We start from the raw sequence: 22,645 nt of genomic DNA on the forward strand, positions 1-22,645 counted from the left end.
GGGGAGAATCGCTGTTGGGGGGAGGGCTCCCGATGGATGTGCTCACCGAGGGTGTTGAGCTGAGCCATGCCGACTTAGCGTTGCTGGCGGAGCTTGCCAAGGGAGTCACGGTCGATCGGGTCGGCAGACGCCTGGATATCAGCGGCCGCACGGTCCGCCGCAGGCTGCGGGGGATCTGTGACCGCATCGGGGTCGCCACGGCGATCGAGGCCGTGGCCTGGGCGGCGCGGCGCCAGCTGATCTAGCGATTTCCGGCGACCGACCCGGTGACGCCGCCGCTCAGTCGGCGATGCGCACGGCACCGGCGAACGGCCGCCGGGCGATCGACGCGATGCGCACGACGTCACCCGTCCGGGGCGCGTGGACCATCATGCCGCCGCCGAGGTAGATGCCGACGTGGTGCAGGTCGGTGTAGAAGAACACCAGGTCGCCCGGCCGCAGCTCCTCCTTGGAGATGTGCCTGCCGGCGGTCCACTGGCTGCCGGTGTAGTGCGGCAGCGAGATGCCCACCTGCTGGTAGGCGGCCATGACCAGGCCGGAGCAGTCGTAGCTGCTCGGCCCCTCGGCGCCCCAGACGTAGGGCTTGAGCTGCTGCGTGAGCGCCCACCTCGCGGCCTCGGCGGCCTTGCCGCTGCCCGCGATCGGCAGGCTGACCCGCACGGCGCGGGTGCCGGGACGCCCGGCCTCGCCCAGCGCGCGGCTGAACAGGTTGCTCTCGACCTTGGCGACCAGCTTCACGATCTTGTCACGCTTGGTGTCGACGTCGGCGACGATCTTCTGCACCTCGTCGATGCGGGCCTTGGCGCTGTCTCTGGCCCGTTCGGCCGTCGCCCTGGCCCAGGTGACCTGGTTGACCTCCTCGCCCTGCTCATGCTCCAGGGCGAAGGTGGTGGCGGCGCGGTCGAGGAAGCCCTCGGGGTCCTCGGAGTTGATCAGGGCCATGGCCCGGCCGAGGCCACCGGTCATGTACTCGTTCTGGGCCAGCAGGACGGCCCTGGCACGCTTGGTGGCCAGGTCGGTCTCGCTGGTGGCCAGCGTCTTCTTCGCGGCCTCGGCGGACTTCTGGGCGGTCTTGAGCTTCTCCCGCTGGCCGTTGTATTCCTCGGTCAGCGTCTCGATCTGCGTGTGCATCTCCTCGACCTGCTTGGACAGGTCTTCGAGGGACGGCTTGGGGTCGGCGACGGCCGGAGCCGCGGGAACGGCGAACACGAGCGCACTGATCACCGCACCGAGGACGGCGAGCCGGCGGGGTCCGGAGTGTTCCGGAGGGCGGGCGTGCTCGCCCGCGGCCTTCCTTCCGCGATCGCGCGTGCGCTTCACCAACCAACTCCTCTCGTCGACGCCTACCGGGTTAGCTGACGGGTTCGGGCCGGAGCAGCCCTACCGAGCGTCGCGCTCGGATTCACCCCGGTGGTGGCGTTCGCCACCGGCGGGTCCCCGGCTCCCCGTGCGGGGATTGGGCGCGTCTCCACGCGGGGGTCGCGTGGGTGACATCGTCGCTGGACATTAGTGCACCTTGGGTTGGTGCTCAACCAGAACTGCCAACTCGGTCGAGGTTGAGCTACCGATGGGTCACAAGGTGATGTCGTGCCCGGCCGCCCCTGACTGATTTTATGTCCTGTTTGCCCTAGTTTGGGCTGGCCTTGTCCTCCTGGGGGTGACATGTCGGAGAGGGGTAAGACGGGAGATTTACGGGCGAGCCGTAATGCGATCTGTACTCTGGAGAGCCATGGAACAGGCCACCGAAGTGACGGTCCAGGACACCGGGATCCTCGTACGCCGTGCCCGCACCACCGATGTCAGGACCATCGGGCGCCTGGTCGCCACCTATGCCGGGGCCGGGCCCCGCCTGCTGCGGAAGGCCACGGTCACGTTGTACGAGGACGTCCAGGAGTTCTGGGTGGCCGAGCGGTCGGGGGAGGTCGTCGGCTGCGGAGCGCTGCACGTGCTCTGGGAGGACCTCGCCGAGATCCGCACGGTCGCGGTGGATCCCGAATTCCGCGGCCTCGGGATCGGTCACCGAATCGTCTCCGCGCTGCTCGGCACGGCGACGGAGTTGGGCCTGCATCGGGTCTTCTGCCTCACATTCGAAGTCGACTTCTTCGGCAGGCACGGATTCCGTCCCATCCAGGGCACGCCTGTCTCCCCCGAGGTCTATGCCGAACTCCTGGCCTCGTACGACGAGGGTGTGGCGGAGTTCCTTGATCTCGAACATGTCAAGCCGAACACCCTGGGCAACACCCGTATGCTGCTCCACTTGACATCGGGTGACACGGATCTTGACAAAGACGAAAGGTGATTGTTGATACCTATGTCGATACGTTGTGCAGCACAGGCATGTGTCCTGACACGTGCCACATGCGCACTCGAAGCGAGGTGACACGGTGAGCACAGGACAGCCGCCGTATCCTCAGGACGATTCCGGCGAGAATGCCGGGTCTCCTGAATACGGACAGCAGTACCAGGGTCGCCCCCATGGTGAGCCCGACCCCGATGTGACGGTCGTGGGCTACCGTGCCGACGACTACGGCCAGCAGCCCCAGCCCGGTTACGGCCAGCAGCCGCAGTACGGCCAGCAGGGTTACGGCCAGCAGGGCCAGTCCCAGCCCGGCTACGGTCAGCAGCCGCAGTATGGTCAGCAGCCCGACTACGGCCAGCAGGGCTATGGCCAGCAGCAGGGGCAGCAGCCCGGCTACGGCCAGCAGCAGCCCGGTTATGGCCAGCAGGCGCAGTACGGTCAGCAGCAGCCCCCCGGCCAGCCGTACGGCCAGCAGGGTCAGCAGCCTGGCTACGGTCAGCAGGGTCAGTCCCAGCCCGGCTACGGTCAGCAGCCGCAGTATGGCCAGCAACCGCAGTACGGTCAGCAGCCCGACTACGGCCAGCCAGGTTACGGCCAGCAGCAGCCTTCGGGCCAGCAGGGCTACGGCCAGCAGCAGCCCTCCGGCCAGCAGCAGCCCTCCGGCCAGCAGTACGGCCAGCAGCCCGACTACGGCCAGCCGCAGTACGGTCAGCAGCCCGGCTCCCAGCCGGAGTACGGCCAGCAGTACGGAGGCCAGCCCGGCTACGCGCAGCCCCAGCAGGGCTACGGCCAGCAGCCCGGCTATGGCCAGCAGTACGGCCAGCCGCAGCAGCCGGCCTACGGGCAGCCCGGCTACGGCCAGCCGGGCTACGGTCAGCCCGGTTACGGCCAGCCCGGCTACGGCCAGCCGGTGGGCGTGCAGCCGCCCGGCGCCCCGGCTCCGCTCGCGGAGTGGTGGCAGCGGCTGGTGGCGAGGCTGATCGACGGTGTCATCTTCGGTGTGATCATGACCGTGCTGTCGTTGATCCTGACAGCTCTCCTCCTCGCCAGGGTCGACTGGACGACCGGGCAGACGACGGGCTTTATGGGCCCGTTCGTGTTCGGTCTCGTGATGGCCATCATCCTCACCGGGGTCTATGTCGCCTACGAGTTCTTCCTGACGAAGGCCAAGGGGCAGACGCTCGGCAAGATGGTCATGGGTATCAAGATCGCCCAGGTCGGTGGGCCGGTGCCGCTGGAGGGCATTCCCAACGACGTCGCGCTCAAGCGGGCCGGCGCGACGTGGGGCGGCTACCTCCTCTACTTCCTGCCGTTCGCCGGGCCTTTGCTCGCCGCGATCGCCGTGGGCCTGAATGGCGCGTCCCAGCTGTGGGACAAGCCGCTGCAGCAGACCTTCGCCGACAAGGTGGCCGCCACCGTCGTGGTGAAGATCAAGTAGCCTTCGTCAACGTCAACAGAGGCCGGCCGCTGGTCGGCCTCTGTTTTGTGTGTACGACCCGTACCAATATGGGAGTCGACCGGATCGCCGACGGGGCGAGGTGGGGTTATGGCCGGGATGCGGGCGGGCGCGAAGCCCGCGGAATGGTGGGAACGACTCGTAGCCCGGCTCATTGAAGGTCTCGTCTTCGGGGTCTTCTATTACATTCTGTTCATTACGCTGTGGGGCGTCTTCCGAACTGTCGGGGTGTTGGGCGGGTTCGACGGCCGACTGCCGGGCGTGTTCGCCTGGTTGCTGACCGGGCTGGGATATACGGTCTATGACTGGGTCGCGCATTCCACGCGCGGTCGCACGTTCGGCAAGGCGATCATGAAGATTCACGTGACGCCGGGCGACCTTCCTCGGCGGGCTCTGCTGAAACGCGCCCTGGTGTATCCCGGTCCGGTCATGCTGATGGGCATTCCGGTGGTCAATGTGCTCGCCGGAATCTTCGTGTTCGCCGTGGGCCTGCTCATCCTGGTGGACAAGCCGCTCGAACGCGGCCCGCACGACAGGCTGGCGGGAACCCGGGTGGTCAAAGATCTTGGTTGACCCTCGACGGTCCCTCTGGCCGAAGCCTTTCCGCAAAGTTTTCCCTTGATCCGGTAAGGAGCCTGGAGAGACTGCCATTAGGCTATGGGGCGTCCGGGATGTCGGACGTTGGTGCCCCTGACACACCGAGTGCGTCTGTGTGCCGCTATGGTCAGGTGCGGGGGATGTCATCCCGCGCGGCGTGAGAGCCGCTCCTGCTCCTGCTCGCCGCGTCGGCGGTGCAAAAAGACGCCCCCTGAAAGCCCGTCCGCTGTGGAGACGAGGACGAATGGAAGCCGTAACAGACGTATTGTCAGCGCTCATCCCGCCGGTGGTGGTCGCCGGCGCCTTCATCTTTGGCGTTGTGAAGTTGGTCCGGGCGGAGGGCCCTGGACGCCGTCCAAACCCTGAGGATCAGGCCGAGAAGAGCAACTGATCGGCGAGTCAGCCGAATCCCCGTAGCGCTGAATTGTCTCCGCGCCTTTTCCGGTATATGTTTGGCCTCAGCGAATGAAACAATGCTCCGCGAAAGGATTGCGTAGATGGCCAAGCAGATCCAGGAGATTCTCATCGATGACCTCGATGGGGGCGAGGCCAATGAGACGGTCAGCTTCGCTATTGACGGCTCCTCCTATGAGATTGACCTCAGCGACCTTAACGCCAAGAAGCTGAGGGACGCGCTCACACCTTTCGTACAGCACGCTCGCCGGGCTGGTGCCGTGGCCGCGCGGCGACGGGGGCGTGGTGGGCAGCGTGCGATGAGCCGCGAGAAGAGCTCGGAGATCCGGCAGTGGGCCAAGGCCCACGGCCTGCCGGTGAGCGAGCGAGGCCGTATCGCCTCCACCGTTGTCGAGAAGTACGACGCCGCTCACTGAGCGAGCCTCGTCTCCTGACCATGCGCTTATGCCGTTCGCCTAGAACCCCGGCGATCGCCATAAGCGCATGATCATTTCTGGCTGTTCTCGAATGCTGGACAGCCCGGTCGGTTTGTCGATCTTGCGATCCCCTCCGTATGTGGACATTTGGGCCGGTGTCGCTCCCGTTACCGAATGCCACATGCGCAAGGCTTTTTGCGACGACCCCTGGCGAATGCGGTTTCTCCTCGCTGGTGCGTTCCACGCCTGGAGACGCGCGGGCGGGCCGAATGCCGGCGCCCTCCGCGCCGCCGGCGGGGGGCTCGGACGCCTCCGGTAACCGGGCTGACCAGTCTGCGGATTTCGGTGGAGCCGGGTCCGTTTCGCGGGCGGTTTGGCATGGTTTGAGTCCGGACATAGGATGTTTGCGTATGAGTCACGGACGCGACATCCGCGACGGCCGCCCCAGGCCCACTCGCTCCCGCGTCCGACGGCGATCCATGACGATCTGCCCCCGCTGCGTCGGCGAATTCGAGCCGCTTCCCGCAGGCCCTCTAAACATCGTTCGCTTGCGGCGTATCGGGAACACGTCACCCCCGAACGGTAGTTGGATAGAGGGTGAACGCCCTGCTCTCGGGGAACGTCTCTGCTATAGAGCGTGTCAGCGGCAGTCGGCGCGGTTCGCCGAGCCAGGGCTAGCATGCGGGATGACGGGACGGAGTTACCGGCCTGACTGACCGCTCTGTGAGGAGCGACGAGATGTTCGAGAGGTTCACCGACCGAGCGAGGCGGGTTGTCGTCCTGGCCCAAGAAGAGGCCAGGATGCTCAACCACAACTACATCGGCACTGAGCACATTCTTCTTGGTTTGATCCATGAAGGTGAAGGCGTGGCCGCCAAGGCTCTGGAGAGCCTCGGCATCAGCCTTGAAGGAGTGCGCCAGCAGGTCGAGGAGATCATCGGCCAGGGCCAGTCGGCTCCGTCGGGGCACATTCCGTTCACCCCGCGGGCCAAGAAGGTTCTTGAGCTGTCGCTCCGTGAGGCTTTGCAGCTGGGCCACAACTACATCGGCACCGAGCACATCCTGCTCGGGCTCATCCGTGAGGGTGAAGGTGTGGCGGCACAGGTGCTGGTCAAGCTTGGAGCAGATCTCAACCGTGTCAGGCAGCAGGTCATCCAGTTGCTCCACGGCTACCAGGGCAAGGAGCCGGCCGCCGCGGGCGGCCCGCAGGAGTCGGCCCCGTCGACCTCCCTGGTGCTCGACCAGTTCGGCCGCAACCTGACCCAGGCCGCCCGCGAGGGCAAGCTGGATCCGGTCATCGGCCGCGAGAAGGAGATCGAGCGGGTCATGCAGGTCCTCTCCCGGAGGACCAAGAACAACCCCGTTCTCATCGGCGAGCCCGGTGTCGGCAAGACCGCCGTCGTCGAGGGCCTGTCGCAGAAGATCGTCAGGGGCGAGGTGCCCGAGACGCTGAAGGACAAGCAGCTCTACACGCTTGACCTCGGCGCCCTGGTCGCCGGCTCCCGCTACCGCGGTGACTTCGAAGAGCGCCTGAAGAAGGTGCTCAAGGAGATCCGCACGCGCGGCGACATCATCCTGTTCATCGACGAGCTGCACACGCTCGTGGGCGCGGGCGCCGCCGAGGGCGCGATCGACGCCGCCAGCATCCTCAAGCCGATGCTGGCCCGCGGCGAGCTGCAGACCATCGGCGCCACCACTCTCGACGAGTACCGCAAGTACCTCGAGAAGGACGCCGCTCTGGAGCGCCGGTTCCAGCCGATCCAGGTGGCCGAGCCCTCGCTCAGCCACACGATCGAGATCCTCAAGGGTCTGCGCGACCGCTACGAAGCGCACCACCGCGTGTCCATCACCGATGGCGCGCTGGTCGCCGCCGCGCAGCTGGCCGACCGCTACATCAGCGACCGCTACCTTCCCGACAAGGCGATCGACCTCATCGACGAGGCCGGCTCGCGGATGCGCATCCGCCGGATGACCGCTCCGCCAGACCTGCGCGAATACGACGAGAAGATCGCCAACGTCCGTCGCGACAAGGAGTCCGCGATCGACGCGCAGGACTTCGAGAAGGCGGCTGCCCTCCGCGACCAGGAGAAGCAGCTCCAGCTCAAGCGCGAGCGCCGGGAGAAGGAGTGGAAGGCCGGCGACATGGACGTCGTGGCCGAGGTCACCGAGGAGCTCATCGCCGAGGTCCTGGCGACGGCCACCGGCATCCCGGTCTTCAAGCTGACCGAGGAGGAGTCGCAGCGCCTGCTCCGCATGGAGGACGAGCTCCACAAGCGGATCATCGGCCAGGACGACGCCATCAAGGGCCTGTCGCGGTCCATCCGGCGCACGCGCGCCGGTCTGAAGGACCCGCGGCGTCCCGGCGGCTCGTTCATCTTCGCGGGTCCGTCCGGTGTCGGTAAGACCGAGCTGTCCAAGGCTCTGGCCGAGTTCCTCTTCGGCGACGAAGACGCTCTGATCAGCCTGGACATGTCCGAGTTCATGGAGAAGCACACCGTCTCCAGGCTGTTCGGCTCGCCTCCCGGCTACGTCGGCTACGAGGAGGGCGGCCAGCTCACCGAGAAGGTGCGGCGTAAGCCGTTCTCCGTGGTCCTGTTCGACGAGATCGAGAAGGCCCACCCCGACATCTTCAACTCGCTGCTGCAGATCCTGGAAGACGGTCGCCTGACCGACGCCCAGGGCCGGGTGGTCGACTTCAAGAACACGGTCATCATAATGACCACCAACCTCGGCACCCGAGACATCTCCAAGGGCATCGGGGTCGGGTTCGCGAAGTCCAACGACGCCGACTCCAACTACGACCGGATGAAGTCCAAGGTGCAGGAAGAGCTCAAGCAGCACTTCCGCCCCGAGTTCCTCAACCGTGTCGACGACATCGTGGTCTTCCACCAGCTGACGCCGGCCGAGATCATCAAGATCGTGGATCTGATGCTCGCCCAGGTCGACGCCCGCCTGAAGGACCGCGACATGGGGCTCGACGTCTCGCCCGACGCCAAGCAGCTGCTGGCCGACCGCGGCTACGACCCGGTCATGGGCGCCCGCCCGCTGCGGCGTACGATCCAGCGCGAGCTGGAGGACTCTCTGTCGGAGAAGATCCTTTACGGCGAGCTCCGTCCGGGGCAGGTCGTCAAGGTCACGATCGAGGGCGAAGGCGACAACGCGAAGTTCATCTTCGTCGGTGAGGACACCGTCTCCAAGGTTCCCGACTCGGCCGCTGCGATCGCCGCGCCGATCCAGCACTGACGGCCGCCAGGCCGGACGAAGGCCCCCGTGTGAGTGATCACACGGGGGCCTTCGCGTGTCCGGGACACGCGGCAGGTAGTTGTTGCTGAATTGTTGGTCAGCGAGGTGTATCGCCACCGCAAGTAGTACTACACTGCGTAGAGTTCGCCGAAGCCTGCTCCAAGTAGGCCGCAAGATCGAGTGCCTAGGGTGTCACTGCTCCCAGAGGAGTAGTGAGCAATCAACTCAGGGTGGACGCGTGTGCCCACTTTGAGCAGGCATGCTCGACAGGGTCCGCGTGATCCCTGTGGCGGGCGACGAGAACGATCAATGCAAGCCGTGGAGGAAACCGATGCGCCTGCGTCACAACGACGGAACGCTCGTTCACCTCGCCTATAACGCAGGCGTCCACCCCGCTGAAGACCTGGAGAACCTGATCGCTCACCTCACCCGCTACGCCGTGCCGGTGCGCAAGCGGCTCGGCGTCGAGCGGATGGGCATCGGGCTGTGGCTCTCGCCCAGCGTGGCCGACCATCTCACGGCGGACCGCATCGAGCTCGTACGCCTGCGCCGCTCCCTGGAGGAGCGCGGCCTGGAGGTGGTGAGCCTCAACGGCACCGGCGGGCGCAACCAGGAAGTGCCGGGGCCCGACTGGGCCAAGCCCGAGCGCTACCGCTACACGATGGCGCTGGCCAAGATCCTGGCCTTCCTGCTGCCCGACGACGTACGGTTCGGCAGCATTTCCACGATACCGATCGGCTGGCGGCATGACTGGCCCGCCGACCTCCACTCGATCGCCACGCGCCGCCTGGAGCGGCTGGCCAGAGAACTGCGCGGCATCTACAGCGTCACGGGCAAGACGATCCGCGTCGGCTTCGAGCCGTGGCCCGGGTGCGTCCTGGAGACCACGGAGCAGGCGCTGGAGCGCGTCTGCGGCATCGACTCCGAGCACCTGGGCGTCGTCCTCGACGCCTGTCACCTGGCCGGCGGCGCCGAGGAGGCCGGTGAGGCGCTGCGCGGCCTGGCCGCCGCCGGCGCTCCCGTGGTCAAGCTGGGCCACGTCCACAGCCATGAGACGCCCGGCACGGGCGTGGTGCTGCACGACACGCTCACGGCCATGCTGTCGGGTGCGGTGAGCGGCAGTGCCCACATCGAGGTGGGGACGCACAACCTGTCCGTACCGGGCCGGGGCAAGGGGCCCGGCGCCCTGGTGTCCGTGCTGGCGGAGGAGCTCGACTGGGCCCGCACCAACCTCACGGGCCTGGGTCTCCAGCTCGCCGCCTGAGAAGGCGTCTCAGAGGGTGCCGAACCAGCCCGGTATGTCGAGGCGGAACATGTCGGGCGGGGTGACCTTGCGCAGGTCGGCCTCCAGCGCGCTCAGGCGCTCCTCGCCGATCTCCCGCGACCAGCGGGCGCGCAGCGTCTCGAAGATGCGGGCCGAGCGGGCCAGGGCGTCGAGGCCGTAGGGGGTCAGGCGGACGATCTTTCGCCTGGAGTCGCCGGGGTCCACGCTGCGCTCGACGTAGCCGATCCGTTCGAGCGTCTCGATCGTCTTGCCCGCCGCCTGCTTGGAGACGCCCAAGGTGCGGCCGAGGTCGACGGCGGTGGTGCCGCCGCGGCCGATCGCCTGCATGACGAACCCGTGCATGGGGCGGATGTCGGGATGGCCCTGACGGGCCAGCTCCGCGTGCAGCTCGTCGATGAGCACCCTGAAGCCGAGCAGGAGCCGGAGCGGTAGTTCGAACCCTGGGGAGTCACTTGACACGATAGACAACCTGATTAACTATATGGACAATGTTATTGTCCATCTTAGGGGAGTGAGAGATGACTGTCATCCGTGACGGTGAGGCACGCCGGTCCGAGACCCCGGGCGGCGTCATGACCACGTTCGCCTCGCCCAGCCAGGGAGGCGCGTCGCGGTCCATCTGGCGGGTCGACGCCAAACCGGGAGTCGCGGGGCCGGTGCACGACTTCGACAGCGAGCAAGTGTGGACCTGGATCGGCGGCGCGGCGACGGTCGAGCTGGGCGACGAGACCTTCCACGTGGCGCCCGGCGACACGGTGGTGATGCCCGCCCGGACGCTCCGGCGCGTGCTGGCGGACCCTGACGAGGGTTACACCGCCGTCGTCACCGCGGCGGCCGGCGCCAGGGCCCTCGCCACCGACGGCGGCGACTACGGTGTCCCCCCGTGGATCGCCTGACGCCCACTCCGTGAGCACGCGTCCCCGCCACCCGCAGGAAGCACGAGGGCCGTCCTCATCTCACGGCGCCACACCTGTCACCAGGTCGAACTCGTGCACCACTCCCGTCGACGGCGCCTGGCCGGGTCAGGAGTGGGGGAGGCGGTAGGTGCCGTCGTCGAGGTGTTCGGCCAAACCATCGGTGATGAGGCCGTCGAGGGCGCGCTCACGTTGTACGGCGTCGTCCCACACCGTGTCCAGCGCCTCCTTGGGCACCGGGCCGTGGGCCGCGCGCAGGACCGCCAGCAGGCGCCCCCGGCACTGGCGGTCCGTGCCGGCGTAGGTCTGGCCCTTGCGGGCGGGGCCGGCGTGTGGCGGTTTCCCGGCCAGGCGCCAGGCACACGTGTGGGCGATCGGGCAGTCGGCGCACCGCGGACCGCGGGCCGTGCAGACCAGGGCGCCCAGTTCCATCACCGCCACGCCCCAGCGGGCGGCGCCGAGCTCGGGCAGGAGCGCCTCGGCCAGCCGGCGTTCGGCCGCGGACGTGGACACCGGGGGATACTCCTCGGCCCGCACCGCCCTCGCGAACACCCGGCGCACGTTCGTGTCGAGCACCGCGTGTCGAGCCCCGTACGCGAAGCTGGCGACCGCGGCGGCGGTGTATTCGCCGATGCCGGGCAGCGTGAGCAGCGTCGCGTGGTCTGACGGCACCTCGCCGCCGTGCTCCTCGGTGATGGCCCTGGCGCAGGCGTGCAACCGGAGCGCCCGGCGCGGGTAGCCGAGCCTGCCCCAGTGGCGGACGGCCTCGCCGGGCGGCTCGGCGGCCAGCGCCTTGGGAGTGGGCCAGCGATCCATCCACTCGTGCCACACGGGGAGCACGCGGGCGACCGGGGTCTGCTGGAGCATGATCTCGCTGACCAGCACGCCCCACGGCGTCGCCTCGGCGGCACGCCACGGGAGATCCCGGGCGTTGGAGTCGTACCACTCCAGAATGGGTAGGTGTAGGAGGTTCGGCTCAACCACGCGCCCCAGCGTATGCCGAGATGGCCAACAGCGGCGTGTCGTCACCCTAAGTAGCCAACGAATTACCATGCTGTGTGTATGGATCCGGAAGCGATGCGTGGCGACGGCGGCGATGGAGACGGCGACGTCTATTGGCGACGGCGGATGAGCGTGCTCATCGCGGTCCTGGTAGTGGTGGCCGTGGTGGCATGGGCGTGTTCCAGCGGGGCCGACGGGCCGCAGCGCGCCTCCAGCGCCGAGTCCTCGCCGTCCGCCTCCTCGAGCACCGACCCGTTGCTGGCCGGGCTCCGCACCCTGGCCATGGGCACGGCCACTCCGACGCCCAAACCGAGCCCCAGCAAGACCACACCGGACGCCAAGCCGTCGCAACGACCAGGAGAGCCCTGCAAGGAGAGCGACCTGGTGCTCAGCCTGCGAGGCGAGCAGGAGGTCTACGCGGCCGGCGCCCGGCCCGGCTTCCTCGTCACCCTGGTCAACACCGGGCCCGTGATGTGCAAGGCCGACGTGGGGCCGAGGGCGATGGAGATCCGCATCACGTCGGGTAACGATCGGATCTGGTCCACGGCCGACTGTGTCAGCGGGGCGGGCACCGACATGACGGAGCTGCAGCGGGGGGTGCCCTACGTGCGCACCATGGAGTGGGACCGGCGCCGGTCGAGCGAGACCTGCGGCTCACAGCCGTCGGACGCGTTGCCGGGGACGTACGTGGCGGTGGTGCGGATGGGCAAGCTGAGGAGCCTCAAAGGGGTCTTCCACCTTCGCTAACCCCCGTTTTCGCACATGACGCTTCCTGGCAGGTCAGCCGGTATGGCTGATCCAGCACCGACCGTGATCAACACAGCTCAGAGGTGGCGACGTGCGGGGAACGGGCCAGCCAGTGAGGCTGGACGTGGCGTTCGAGGATCGGTGAGGGCTAGACGTAGCGCTCGAGGATCGAGGACTCGGCCAGGCGGGACAGGCCCTCGCGGACACTGCGGGCGCGCGACTCGCCGACGCCGCCGACCGCCTGCAGGTCGTCGATGCTCGCCGCGAGGAGCTTCTGCAGGCTGCCGAAGTGGTTGACCAGGCGGTCGACCACTGTGGCCGGCAGGCGGGGGACCTTGGCCAGGAGGCGGAAGCCGCGCGGGCTGACCGAGCTGTCGAGCGTCTCGCCGCCGCTGCGGCCGAGCACATGGGCGACCGTCGAGAGGTCGAGCAGCTCGCTGCCCGAGAGCTGGTCGAGATCGTGCATGGCCTCGGAGAGCCGTCGGGTCCGCCGGCCCGTGGGGGGCGGAAGATAGTCGCGCACCACCAGCTCGCGCTCGGAGTCGACGCCCGCCACCAGCTCGTCGAGTTGAAGCGACAGCAGGCGGCCGTCGGTGCCCAGCTCGACCACGTAGCCCTTGATCTCGTCGCTGATGCGCCTGACCATCTCCAGCCGCTGTGCCACGGCCGCCACGTCGCGGACCGTCACAAGGTCCTCGATCTCCAGGGCGGACAGGGTGCCGGAGACCTCGTCAAGGCGGTGTTTGTAGCGTTCGAGGGTGGCCAGGGCCTGGTTGGCCTTGGACAGGATGGCCGCCGACTCCTCCAGGACGTAGCGGATGCCGTCGAGGTAGAGGGCGATGATGCGCATCGACTTGCTGATCGCGATGATCGGCAGGCCGGTCTGCCGGGCGACGCGCTGGGCGGTGCGGTGACGGGTGCCGGACTCGTCGGTGGGGATCGCTGGGTCGGGCACGAGGTGCACCGCGGCACGAATGATCTTGTGCTCGCCGTTGACCACGATCGCGCCGTCCATCTTGGCCAGCTCGCGCAGCCGGGTCGCCGAGAAGTCGACATCGAGCTCGAACCCGCCGCTGCACACCTCTTCGACCACGCTGTTGTGGCCGAGCACGATCAGCCCCCCGGTCTGACCGCGCAGGATCCGCTCAAGACCATCGCGTAGCGGCGTGCCCGGAGCCACCGATGCCAGGGCTTCTCGACGGCGGTCGTCGAGACTCCTGTTGTTTGCCACCTGACCCCCGTGTCCGATTAGTCAAGCTCAGCTTAGCCGTGCTATGTGACGTGCGTGAGCGCGTCCCAGACGTTCTCCGCCTCCATCACCTCGAAGCCGGGGGCGAAGGAGACCGGCCCCACGGGCACGAGACTGCGCTGCCCGTCGCGCCTGCGGGTGCCCTCGTCGAGCGAGCCGGCGGGCACCAGCGCGCGCTTGAAACCGAGCCGGGCGGCCTCGCTGAGCCTCCGCCGCACGTCCTTGACCGGTCGCAGCTCGCCCGCCAGGCCGACCTCGCCGAGCGCCACGAGCCCCGCGGGGAGCGGCTTGTCGCCGGCGGCGCTCGCCACCGCCAGCATCACCGACAGGTCGATCGCGGGATCGGACAGCTTGATGCCGCCCACGGTCGCGGTGAAGACATCGCAGCCGCCGAGCTTGGCGTTGAGCCTGCGCTCCAGCACCGCGAGGATCATCTGGACCCGGTAGGTGTCGAGCCCGGAGGAGGAGCGCCTGGGCTGCTGCGCCTCGGTGCGGGCGACCAGGGCCTGCACCTCCGCGGGCAGCGGGCGGGTGCCCTCGACGGTCACGGTCACGCAGGTGCCGGGCACCGGCTCGCTGCGCCGCGAGACGAACAGGCCGCTCGGGTCGGTGATGCCCTCGATGCCGCGCTCGTGCAGGTCGAAGCAGCCGACCTCGTCGATGGGGCCGAACCGGTTTTTGATCGCGCGGACCATGCGGAGCCGCGAGTGCCGGTCACCCTCGAAGCTGAGCACGACGTCGACCAGGTGCTCGAGCGTGCGCGGCCCGGCGATGGAGCCCTCCTTGGTGACATGGCCGACCAGCACGGTCGCCATGTTGCGCTCCTTGGCCAGGCGCACGAGGTTTGCCGCGACCTCGCGCACCTGGGTCACCCCACCGGGCACGCCGGTGGCCTGCGCGGAGCCGATCGTCTGCACCGAGTCGACCACGAGCAGCCTGGGCTGGACCTTCTCCACATGGGTGATCAGGGCCGACAGCTCGGTCTCGGCCGCGAGGTAGAGGTCGTTCTGGATGGCGCCGATGCGGTCGGCCCGCAGGCGCACCTGGGCGGCCGACTCCTCACCCGTGATGTAGAGGACGGTGTCGCGCTCGGCGATGCGGGCCGCCGCCTCCAGCAGCAGCGTCGACTTGCCGATGCCCGGCTCGCCCGCCAGCAGCACCACGGCGCCCGGCACCAGGCCGCCGCCCAGCACCCGGTCGAGCTCGGCCACGCCGGTCGTGCGGGCGGTCGCCACCTCGGCCTTGATCTGGCCGATCGGCATCGCGGGCGCGGTCGTGGCGCCGGCCTGGACGACGTGGGCCCCGGCTCGCGCGCCCTCCTCGTCGACCGTGCCCCACGCCTGGCACTCGCCGCACCGGCCCACCCACTTGGTGGTGCGCCACCCGCACTCGGCACAGCGGTAACCGGGCTTCTGCGCTGACTTGGCCATGCGGAGCAGGCTAGCGGGCACTGCCGACAATCTTCGACTTCACAGGGTGTGCGTCCGGAAGGCGGTCGCCTGCGGTGTCAGGTTGACCGTGTTCGGCGGGGGCGTGAAACCCGGAACCACTGATAAATCATGACTACGGGTGAAAATTCGGATCTGGGTCTTGGCCGGTGGCAGCACCAGCGTGACCTCCAGGGGACCCGCCGGAGCGTGATAGGCGAAACCGCGCCGCTTGCCCAGCTCCCTCCCGTCGACCGTGATGGGCACCGGCTCCGCCAGGCTGAGCCCGGTGGTCGGCGCGCCCGCTTCGGGCGTCAGCCTGAGTGTGAGCGTGCGCCGCTCACCGGACGTCTCGTCCTTCACCACGTCGACCGACGGCGCCCGCAACAGTGTGGACGTCTGGGCGGGCGTGGTGGCCCAGCGACCGTCATCGAAGAACCTCTCGCTCTCCGCGCTCTCCTCTCCTGACCGGGACCCCCAGACGGCCGCACCCGTCGCGGTGTCCGTGGCGTAGGCCACGCTGGTCTGCCGGGGATGCTCGGCGTCGAAGCGGTCCACGACCAGGCCCGCGCCCAGCAGCGCCACGGCCGCGGCCAGGCCGGCCACGGGCACGAGGACCGCCCGGCGGCGCGGCCACGGCCGCACCTCGGCCAGCGGCAGCAGGAGCAGCACCAGGATGGCGAGGTGCGGGGCCGACAACATGCCGCCGATCCCGAGCCCCACGTCGAGCGAGCCGAGCGCGGTGCCGCCGAGCAGCACGGTGGCCGGAGCCAGCCCGATCGTGAGCGCGAGCATCGGCCATCGCACGCGCAGCGAGACCAGCCAGCCGAGCGCCGCGAACAGCGCGGACCAGGCCAGTGTGTGGGAGCCGCCGGGCAACGCCGCCGCGGACGCCGCGCCGAGCAGGGCCACGAGCAGCACCGTGCCCGCCGCGAGCTCGACGGGCCGTCCGAACAGCCGCCAGGCCGTCACGATCGCCGCGGTGAAGACCAGCAGCGCGGCCTGGTAGAGCCACGGCCGGTAGGGGTCTCCGGTGAGCAGCTCCGTGTATTCCGGCCTGATCAGCCCGAGCAGCAGCATGACCGCGTAGCCGGCGGCGCCGGCGGCGAGCACCGGCACCAGTGCCAGCCCGGTGGCCGCGGCCAGGCGGGGCAGGCTGACCAGCCCGCGCCCGCGCAGCGCCCACACGAGCGCCCCGGCCGCCACCAGCGCGCCCAGCGCGACGGGCAGCTCCAGCCAGCCCGGATAGCGGACGAACAGGCCGGGGACGTTGAAGTAGACGGACTCTCCGGCGGATTCGAGCGCCGCCAGGTCGGTCTCGCCCAGCGCGCGGGTGAGGGCGAGGGTGTTGTCGCCCGTCTGCTGCAGGCTGCCCAGATCGAGGTGGGCCGGGTCGTCGAGGGGTGTGTGATAGTAGGCCCCGCCGCCCAGGAAGGCCGAGTCGAGGCCCATCCAGCCGGCCTGGTCGAACACGTGGTAGTCGGTGTTGTTGGGCAGCAGGCCGAGCAGCGAGGCGAAGGCCGAGTCGGCCGACGGATGGGGCGCGGCCGATCCGTAGACCTCGACGGCGCCGGGGGAGCCGCGGAACATCTGCACGGTGCCGCGCACACCGCGGGCCTCGTTGTTGAGCACCACGGCCCTGCCCTTGGCCAGGGGGTCGTGCCTGACGAACGCGTCGGCGCCGAGCAGGCCGAGCTCCTCGCCATCGGTGATGAGGAAGACGACGTCGTTGCGCAGCGGACCGGGCAGCGCTCGGGCGACCTCCAGCATGGTGGCCACGCCCGCGCCGTCGTCGGCGGCGCCGGGAGCCGTGGCCACCGAGTCGTAGTGCGCGGCCAGGATCACCCGGCCGGTCGGGTCGGCGCCGGGCCGGACCGCGACGATGTTGCGCATCCGGCCCATCGGCGTCACGCCGTCGTGCTCGAGGGCAAGCACCCCGACGCCTTCCTGGACCCGGGTCTCGAAGCCGAGCGCGCGCAGCCGGGTCACCAGGTGGTCGCGGACGCGGTCGTGCTCGGCCGAGCCGGTGGGATGGGGAGCGCGGGCGACGGCCTCGACGTGCTCGAAGGCTCTGGTGGCGCTGAAGGATCCGGCGGGAGCACCGGCCGGGCTGGGGCCGGGGGGTGCGAGGTCGAGCATCGTGACCGCGAGCAACGCCGCGAGCGCCACGAGCCCGACGAGGGCGTTGCGGGTCATGGACCCAACGCTAGGTCGTCCGGCCCCGCCTGCGATCAGCCCGGAGCATGATCCTCGGGTAGGTCTTTCAGCCCGGAGCATGATCCTCGGGTAGGTCTTAGGGACTACGCGAGGCCGAGCTCGGCCACCAGCATGCGCTTGGGCCTGGCTCCCACGACCTGCCTGACCGGCACGCCGTTCTCGAACAGCAGCAGTGTGGGCAGGCTCATGACGCCGTAGCGGGCCATGATCTGAGGATGCTCGTCGGTGTTGAGCTTGCCGATGGCCAGGCCGTGCTCGGCCTCGATCTCGGCGAGCACCGGGGCGACCATGCGGCAGGGCGGGCACCACTCGGCCCAGAAGTCGACGAGCATCGGCTTGTCGCTTCCGAGGACCTGCTCGTCGAAGTTCTCCGTGCTCAACGTGATCATTTCTCTCCCTTGAGGAAGCAACCTGGACAGGACTCGGCCAGTTGGGCGGCCACTTCCGCCCGGCGGGCGAGCAGGACGCGGAGCTCGTCGTCGATCTGGGCCAGCTTGCGCTGGTAGACGGCGATCGACTCGAGGCAGGAGCCGCCCGTGCTGTGGCCGGCGCGCAGGCAGTCGACGAACGGCCGGGTGTCCTCGAGCGTGAAGCCCACGGACAGCAGCGCCCGGATCTCGGCCACCAGCCTGACGTCGTCCTCGGCGTATTCCCGGTAGCCGTTGGATCCCCGCCGGGTCGTGAGCAGGCCGTGCTGCTCGTAGTAGCGGAGGGAACGGCTGCTCGCCCCGGTCCGCCGGGCCAGCTCTCCGATGCGCATACGGTCACGGTAAACGTTGACACCGACGTCAGGGTCAAGCCGGCTCAGAAGTGGCGCCAGCGCAGCACGTTGGGATAGGCGAGTTCCAGGCCGGGCGTCTCCGCGATCGCCTGCTCGGCCACCCGTGGGGCGAACTCGATGCGCAGCACCGCCTCCAGATCGGCCCTGCGCTCGAAGACCATGCGCAGGTCGAGTGGCTGCCGCTGCCAGCCGTGCCGCTGCCAGAAGTCCTCGACCCGCCGCGCGGAGTAGGTGGGCACGGTGCGCGAGAACCACCGGCCGAACGACCCGCGCCCGGCGTCGAGGTCGACGACGAAGGCCGTGCCGCCCCGTCGCACCACCCGGGACAGCTCGCGCAGGCCGGGCTCGCTGCCGGGACCGAAGAAGTAGGCCCAGCGTGCGACCGCCACGTCCACCGAGGCGTCGGGCAGCGGAAGGTCCTGCGCGGCGGCGGCGTGCACCGTCACGTTGGCCAGCTCGGCGCACCGGCGGCGGGCCAGCGCGACCAGGTCGCCGTGCGGCTCGACCCCGATCACCCGCGCCGCGGCGGCGGCGAAACCGGGCAGGTGGTAGCCGGTGCCACAGCCGATGTCGAGCACGGTGGCGCCGCGCCACGGGCGCAGCGCCCACATGGCGGCGTTGGCGGCGCCGTCCGGGTCGACGGCGCGATTCTCCAGCTCGTAGACCTGCGGAGAGTTCCAGATGTTGGGGCTGGGGATGGCGCCTTTGGCGATCCGGGACATGCCTCAACCGTAGGGGCTCGCGCGCCAGAACGGCTTCACCCGCTTAGGCTGGCAACGTGGCTGACGTCATCCGCGTGCCCAATGCGAAGATCGCATTGTCCACCGCTTCGGTATATCCCGAACGCACTCCTGACGCGTTCGAACTGGCCGCACGCCTGGGTTACGACGGTGTCGAGATCATGGTCGGCGCCGACCCCGTGAGCCAGGACATCGACGTGATCGAGCGGCTCTCAGATCACTACGAGATCCCGGTGCTGGCGATCCACGCGCCCTGCCTGCTGGTCACGCAGCGGGTCTGGGGGCGCGACCCGTGGGCCAAGCTGGTCAAGGCACGGCAGGCGGCCGAGCGGCTCGGCGCCTCGACGGTCGTGGTGCACCCGCCGTTTCGCTGGCAGCGCGACTACGCGCGCGACTTCGAGGCCGGGCTGGCCCGGATGCGCGACGAGACGGACATCGCGTTCGCGGTGGAGAACATGTTCCCGCTGCGTGCCAGGGGCAACGACGTGGTTCCCTACTCTCCCGACTGGAACCCTCTCGACTACGACTTCCCCCAGGTCACGCTCGACCTCTCGCACACCGCCGTGTCGGGCTCCGACGCGATGGACATGGCCGCCAAGCTCGGCGACCGGCTGGCCCACCTCCACCTGGCCGACGGCCTCGGCGTGACCAACAAGGACGAGCACCTGGTGCCGGGCCGGGGCAACCAGCCGTGCGCGCCGATGCTGGAGCGGCTGGCGGGCTCTGGTTACGGCGGGCTGGTCGTCCTCGAGATCAACACCCGTAAGGCGACCAGCCGCACCGAGCGGATCGACGATCTGGCCGAGGGGCTGGCCTTCGCCCGGCTCCACCTGGCGGCGTCCACATGAGCGTCGGCCCGACGCGCAAGCCGGCCCGGGTGAGGCCATGAGCACCATCAAGCGGCGTCCCGGCCGCCGGCCCGGTTCGGCCGACACCCGCGGCGAGATCCTGGCCGCGGCGAGGCGGGTCTTCGCCGAGATGGGGTTCGACAAGGCCACGGTGCGCGGCATCGCCAGGGAGGCGAAGGTCGACCCCGCTCTCGTGCACCACTACTTCGACACCAAGGAGGGCATCTTCGCGGCAGCCCTCCAACTGCCGCTCAACTCCGAGCTCGTCGTGTCGACGCTGCTGGAGGGCCCGCGAGAGAGCATCGGAGAGCGGTTGGTAAGGTTGATCCTGACAGTTACCGCGACTCCCGAGACCCGGGATCCGATGATCGCCCTGATTCGTTCGGCGATGACGCATGACCATGCCGCGTCGATGTTCAGGGATTTTGTCACCAATGCCCTCCTCTACCAGGTCGCCGACGCACTCGGCGTTCCACACCTGCGGATCGAGGCCGCGTTCGGGCAGATGTTCGGCGTGCTGATGGCTCGTTACGTGCTCAAACTCGAGCCGATGGCCAGCGTCGATCCGGAGGAGCTCGTTGAACTGCTGGCTCCGACCTTGCAGCGCTACTTCACCGAGTAGAGCATTGTTCTAGAATGGGTCGCGACCTTAGAGTGGGTCGCGTTGCCTCGGTGATGTTACCGATAGGTAGGATTTCGAGGACACCTGGTCATTACGTGGATGACCGGCGACCGTACGCTGGCAGCCAACGTCGTCTGTGGGAGGACCCCGTGCTCTGGGTAGCCATCATCGGGCTCGTCATGACCGTCCTGGCGGTGGCCGTCGCGGGCCGCAGGGCGCTGTTCCTCTTCAAGCTCGCGACGGTGGGCCCACCCGCGCCCGAGCGGATCGAGTACGCCAAGGCCAACGCGGGCGCCGAGCTCAAGGCGCAACTCGTCGAGGTGTTCGGGCAGAAGAAGCTGCTCAAGTGGACACCGTCCGGCGTCGCGCACTTCTTCGTCATGTGGGCGTTCTTCATCCTGCTGACCGTCTACATCGAGGCGTACGGCGCGATCATCCAGGGCGCGATCACCGGCAAGCCCGACTTCCACATCCCGCTCGTCGGGACCTGGCCGATCCTCGGCTTCCTGCAGGACTTCATCGCCGTGGCCTGTCTCCTGGGCCTGGTCGCCTTCGCCGTCATCCGGATCAAGAACTCACCCAAGACGCTGGGCCGCAAGTCGCGCTTCTCCGGCTCTCACCTGGGCGGCGCGTGGCTCGTCCTGTTCATGATCTTCAACATCATCTGGACGCTCTTCCTGGCGCGTGGCGCGGCGTCGGCCAACGGCAACTTCCCCTACTCGGCGGGCGCCTTCGTGTCGATCCCGCTGGGCGACGTGCTGCCGCAGAACAACACCCTGCTGGAGGAGATCGCGCTGCTCCTCCACATCGGCTTCATGCTGGTGTTCCTGATCATCGTGGTGCACTCCAAGCACCTGCACATCTTCACCGCACCGCTGAACGTGCTCTTCTCGCGCCGCCCCGACGGCCTCGGCGCCGCCTCCGAGCTGCGCATCGACGGCAAGCTCGTCAACTTCGAGGACGAGGACCTCGACCCCGAACGACTGGGCCGCGGCAAGATCGCCGACACCACGTGGAAGGGCTTCCTCGACTTCTACTCGTGCACCGAGTGCGGTCGCTGCCAGTCGCAGTGCCCGGCGTGGAACACCGACAAGCCGCTGTCGCCGAAGATGCTCATCCTCGACCAGCGTGACCACGCCTTCAAGGTGGCCCCGTACATGATGGCGGCCGCAGGCGGCGGCTCGACGGCCGAGGCGAACCCCCACGCCGACACCGACGTGCTGGCCCTCCTGGAGAAGCCGCTGGTCGGCGAGGAGGGCGTGATCCACCCCGACGTGCTCTGGGCCTGCACCAACTGCGGCGCCTGCGTCGAGCAGTGCCCGGTCGACATCGAGCACATCGACCACATCCTCGACATGCGCCGCTACCAGGTGATGGTGGAGTCGTCGTTCCCGTCCGAGGCGGGAGTGATGGTGAAGAACCTGGAGAACAAGGGCAACCCCTGGGGCATGTCCGAGATGAAGCGGGCCGACTGGATCGAGGAGCTCGACTTCGAGGTCGAGGTCGTCGACGAGAAGATGCCCGAGGACACCGAATACCTCTTCTGGGTCGGCTGCGCCGGGGCTCTCGAGGACCGGGCCAAGAAGACCACCAAGGCCGTCGCGGAGCTGCTGCACATCGCGGGTGTGAAGTTCGCGGTGCTTGGCCCGATGGAGGCGTGCACCGGCGACCCGGCCCGCCGCCTGGGCATGGAATACCTGTTCAACATGCTGGCCCAGCAGAACATCGAGACGCTCAACGAGGCCGGCGTCAAGAAGATCGTCGCGACCTGCCCCCACTGCTTCAACACGCTGGCCAACGAATATCCCCAGCTCGGCGGCACGTACGAGGTCGTGCACCACACGCAGTTGCTGTCCAAGCTGGTCGATGAGGGCCTGCTCACCCCGATCACGCCGATCGAGGAGAAGATCACCTACCACGACCCGTGCTTCCTCGGCCGCCACAACAAGGTCTACTCCCAGCCCCGCGACATCATGTCGAAGGTGCCGGGCGTGCAGACCCAGGAGATGCACCGCCACAAGGACCGCGGCTTCTGCTGCGGCGCCGGAGGGGCGCGCATGTGGATGGAGGAGCGCATCGGCAAGCGCATCAACACCGAGCGCGTCGACGAGGCGCTCACCACGAATCCCGACACCGTGTCCACCGCCTGCCCGTTCTGCATGGTGATGCTCGGCGACGCCATCAACGAGAAGAAGAACAACGGCGAGGCCAAGGAGTCGCTGGAGGTCGTGGACGTCGCCCAGCTCCTGATCAAATCGGTCAAAGGCGCTTCCTGACCCGACGAGGTCCGACTCCTCCACAGGTTTCTGTGGAGGAGTTCCGCCTGTCAGAAGCGCCTCACGCCGGAAATCCGCCATCCACATAACGGGAAAATCACGGTAACCTCAA

21 protein-coding genes and 1 riboswitch are annotated in these 22,645 nt (G+C 68.5%); of the genes, 12 read left to right on the forward strand and 9 right to left on the reverse strand.

Annotated elements, in window-relative coordinates:
- Window positions 1–32 precede the first annotated feature (32 nt).
- A complete protein-coding gene (locus AB0C16_RS26680; protein WP_043615366.1) occupies window positions 33–245 on the forward strand; it encodes a LuxR C-terminal-related transcriptional regulator in 213 nt (70 codons plus the stop codon).
- Window positions 246–279: 34 nt separating this feature from the next.
- Here the strand turns inward: AB0C16_RS26680 and AB0C16_RS26685 are convergent, their stop codons facing one another.
- A complete protein-coding gene (locus AB0C16_RS26685) occupies window positions 280–1,320 on the reverse strand; it encodes an NlpC/P60 family protein (RefSeq protein ID WP_357686691.1) in 1,041 nt (346 codons plus the stop codon).
- A 5-nt stretch (window positions 1,321–1,325) separates the two neighbouring features.
- A riboswitch (cyclic di-AMP (ydaO/yuaA leader) is annotated at window positions 1,326–1,473 on the reverse strand.
- 256 nt (window positions 1,474–1,729) lie between these two features.
- On the opposite strand from AB0C16_RS26685, the gene AB0C16_RS26690 reads away from it, so the two are divergent.
- The 6 genes from AB0C16_RS26690 to AB0C16_RS26715 all read left to right on the forward strand — a co-directional run bounded on the left by AB0C16_RS26690 (window position 1,730) and on the right by AB0C16_RS26715 (window position 9,689).
- Entirely contained in the window at window positions 1,730–2,299 is a 570-nt protein-coding gene (locus AB0C16_RS26690; RefSeq protein WP_357686692.1) for an amino-acid N-acetyltransferase, read from the forward strand.
- Between the two features lie 85 nt (window positions 2,300–2,384).
- The gene (locus AB0C16_RS26695; RefSeq protein ID WP_357686693.1) at window positions 2,385–3,737 is read left to right on the forward strand and encodes an RDD family protein; all 1,353 of its coding nucleotides are present in this window, start codon (window positions 2,385–2,387) and stop codon (window positions 3,735–3,737) included.
- Window positions 3,738–3,845: 108 nt separating this feature from the next.
- Window positions 3,846–4,328 carry an RDD family protein gene (locus tag AB0C16_RS26700; RefSeq protein WP_357686694.1) on the forward strand — a complete coding sequence of 161 codons (483 nt, stop codon included), beginning with the start codon at window positions 3,846–3,848 and terminating at the stop codon, window positions 4,326–4,328.
- Window positions 4,329–4,849: 521 nt separating this feature from the next.
- Entirely contained in the window at window positions 4,850–5,182 is a 333-nt protein-coding gene (locus AB0C16_RS26705; protein ID WP_357686695.1) for an Lsr2 family protein, read from the forward strand.
- Window positions 5,183–5,920: 738 nt separating this feature from the next.
- Entirely contained in the window at window positions 5,921–8,425 is a 2,505-nt protein-coding gene (locus tag AB0C16_RS26710; protein ID WP_357686696.1) for an ATP-dependent Clp protease ATP-binding subunit, read from the forward strand.
- Between the two features lie 331 nt (window positions 8,426–8,756).
- A complete protein-coding gene (locus tag AB0C16_RS26715; RefSeq protein ID WP_357686697.1) occupies window positions 8,757–9,689 on the forward strand; it encodes a TIM barrel protein in 933 nt (310 codons plus the stop codon).
- 9 nt (window positions 9,690–9,698) lie between these two features.
- Here AB0C16_RS26715 and AB0C16_RS26720 read toward each other — a convergent pair whose 3' ends face one another.
- Entirely contained in the window at window positions 9,699–10,169 is a 471-nt protein-coding gene (locus AB0C16_RS26720) for a MarR family winged helix-turn-helix transcriptional regulator (RefSeq protein ID WP_357686698.1), read from the reverse strand.
- A 59-nt stretch (window positions 10,170–10,228) separates the two neighbouring features.
- On the opposite strand from AB0C16_RS26720, the gene AB0C16_RS26725 reads away from it, so the two are divergent.
- A complete protein-coding gene (locus AB0C16_RS26725) occupies window positions 10,229–10,606 on the forward strand; it encodes a cupin (protein WP_357686699.1) in 378 nt (125 codons plus the stop codon).
- Between the two features lie 126 nt (window positions 10,607–10,732).
- Here the strand turns inward: AB0C16_RS26725 and AB0C16_RS26730 are convergent, their stop codons facing one another.
- Window positions 10,733–11,608, reverse strand: coding sequence for an A/G-specific adenine glycosylase (locus tag AB0C16_RS26730; RefSeq protein ID WP_357686700.1), 876 nt, complete (start codon window positions 11,606–11,608; stop codon window positions 10,733–10,735).
- Window positions 11,609–11,686: 78 nt separating this feature from the next.
- Here AB0C16_RS26730 and AB0C16_RS26735 point away from each other — a divergent pair, with 78 nt between their 5' ends.
- Window positions 11,687–12,373 carry a hypothetical protein gene (locus AB0C16_RS26735; protein WP_357686701.1) on the forward strand — a complete coding sequence of 229 codons (687 nt, stop codon included), beginning with the start codon at window positions 11,687–11,689 and terminating at the stop codon, window positions 12,371–12,373.
- Window positions 12,374–12,521: 148 nt separating this feature from the next.
- Here AB0C16_RS26735 and disA read toward each other — a convergent pair whose 3' ends face one another.
- From disA to AB0C16_RS26765, 6 genes are all read right to left on the reverse strand, one after another.
- Window positions 12,522–13,604 carry a DNA integrity scanning diadenylate cyclase DisA gene (gene disA / locus AB0C16_RS26740; RefSeq protein WP_357686702.1) on the reverse strand — a complete coding sequence of 361 codons (1,083 nt, stop codon included), beginning with the start codon at window positions 13,602–13,604 and terminating at the stop codon, window positions 12,522–12,524.
- 41 nt (window positions 13,605–13,645) lie between these two features.
- Window positions 13,646–15,052, reverse strand: coding sequence for a DNA repair protein RadA (gene radA / locus AB0C16_RS26745; protein WP_357686703.1), 1,407 nt, complete (start codon window positions 15,050–15,052; stop codon window positions 13,646–13,648).
- Between the two features lie 39 nt (window positions 15,053–15,091).
- Entirely contained in the window at window positions 15,092–17,245 is a 2,154-nt protein-coding gene (locus AB0C16_RS26750) for a M20/M25/M40 family metallo-hydrolase (RefSeq protein ID WP_357686704.1), read from the reverse strand.
- Between the two features lie 104 nt (window positions 17,246–17,349).
- Window positions 17,350–17,655, reverse strand: a complete 306-nt coding sequence (gene trxA, locus AB0C16_RS26755) for a thioredoxin (RefSeq protein WP_357686705.1) — start codon at window positions 17,653–17,655, stop codon at window positions 17,350–17,352.
- On the reverse strand, window positions 17,652–18,026 hold the full coding sequence (locus AB0C16_RS26760) for a MerR family transcriptional regulator (RefSeq protein ID WP_357686706.1): 375 nt from the start codon (window positions 18,024–18,026) through the stop codon (window positions 17,652–17,654). The genes trxA and AB0C16_RS26760 overlap by 4 nt, the downstream gene beginning before the upstream one ends.
- A 44-nt stretch (window positions 18,027–18,070) precedes the next feature.
- Window positions 18,071–18,769 (reverse strand): class I SAM-dependent methyltransferase, encoded by a 699-nt coding sequence (locus tag AB0C16_RS26765; RefSeq protein WP_357686707.1) that lies wholly within the window; start codon window positions 18,767–18,769, stop codon window positions 18,071–18,073.
- A gap of 56 nt (window positions 18,770–18,825) precedes the next feature.
- Between AB0C16_RS26765 and AB0C16_RS26770 the strand changes: the two genes are divergently transcribed.
- The 3 genes from AB0C16_RS26770 to AB0C16_RS26780 all read left to right on the forward strand — a co-directional run bounded on the left by AB0C16_RS26770 (window position 18,826) and on the right by AB0C16_RS26780 (window position 22,533).
- Window positions 18,826–19,635 (forward strand): sugar phosphate isomerase/epimerase, encoded by an 810-nt coding sequence (locus tag AB0C16_RS26770; protein ID WP_357686708.1) that lies wholly within the window; start codon window positions 18,826–18,828, stop codon window positions 19,633–19,635.
- 37 nt (window positions 19,636–19,672) lie between these two features.
- Window positions 19,673–20,257 (forward strand): TetR family transcriptional regulator, encoded by a 585-nt coding sequence (locus AB0C16_RS26775; RefSeq protein WP_357686709.1) that lies wholly within the window; start codon window positions 19,673–19,675, stop codon window positions 20,255–20,257.
- A gap of 149 nt (window positions 20,258–20,406) precedes the next feature.
- A complete protein-coding gene (locus AB0C16_RS26780) occupies window positions 20,407–22,533 on the forward strand; it encodes a (Fe-S)-binding protein (RefSeq protein ID WP_357686710.1) in 2,127 nt (708 codons plus the stop codon).
- The last annotated feature ends 112 nt before the right edge of the window (window positions 22,534–22,645 follow it).

It is taken from the genome of Nonomuraea sp. NPDC048916, assembly GCF_040649575.1.
Lineage (GTDB): Bacteria > Actinomycetota > Actinomycetes > Streptosporangiales > Streptosporangiaceae > Nonomuraea.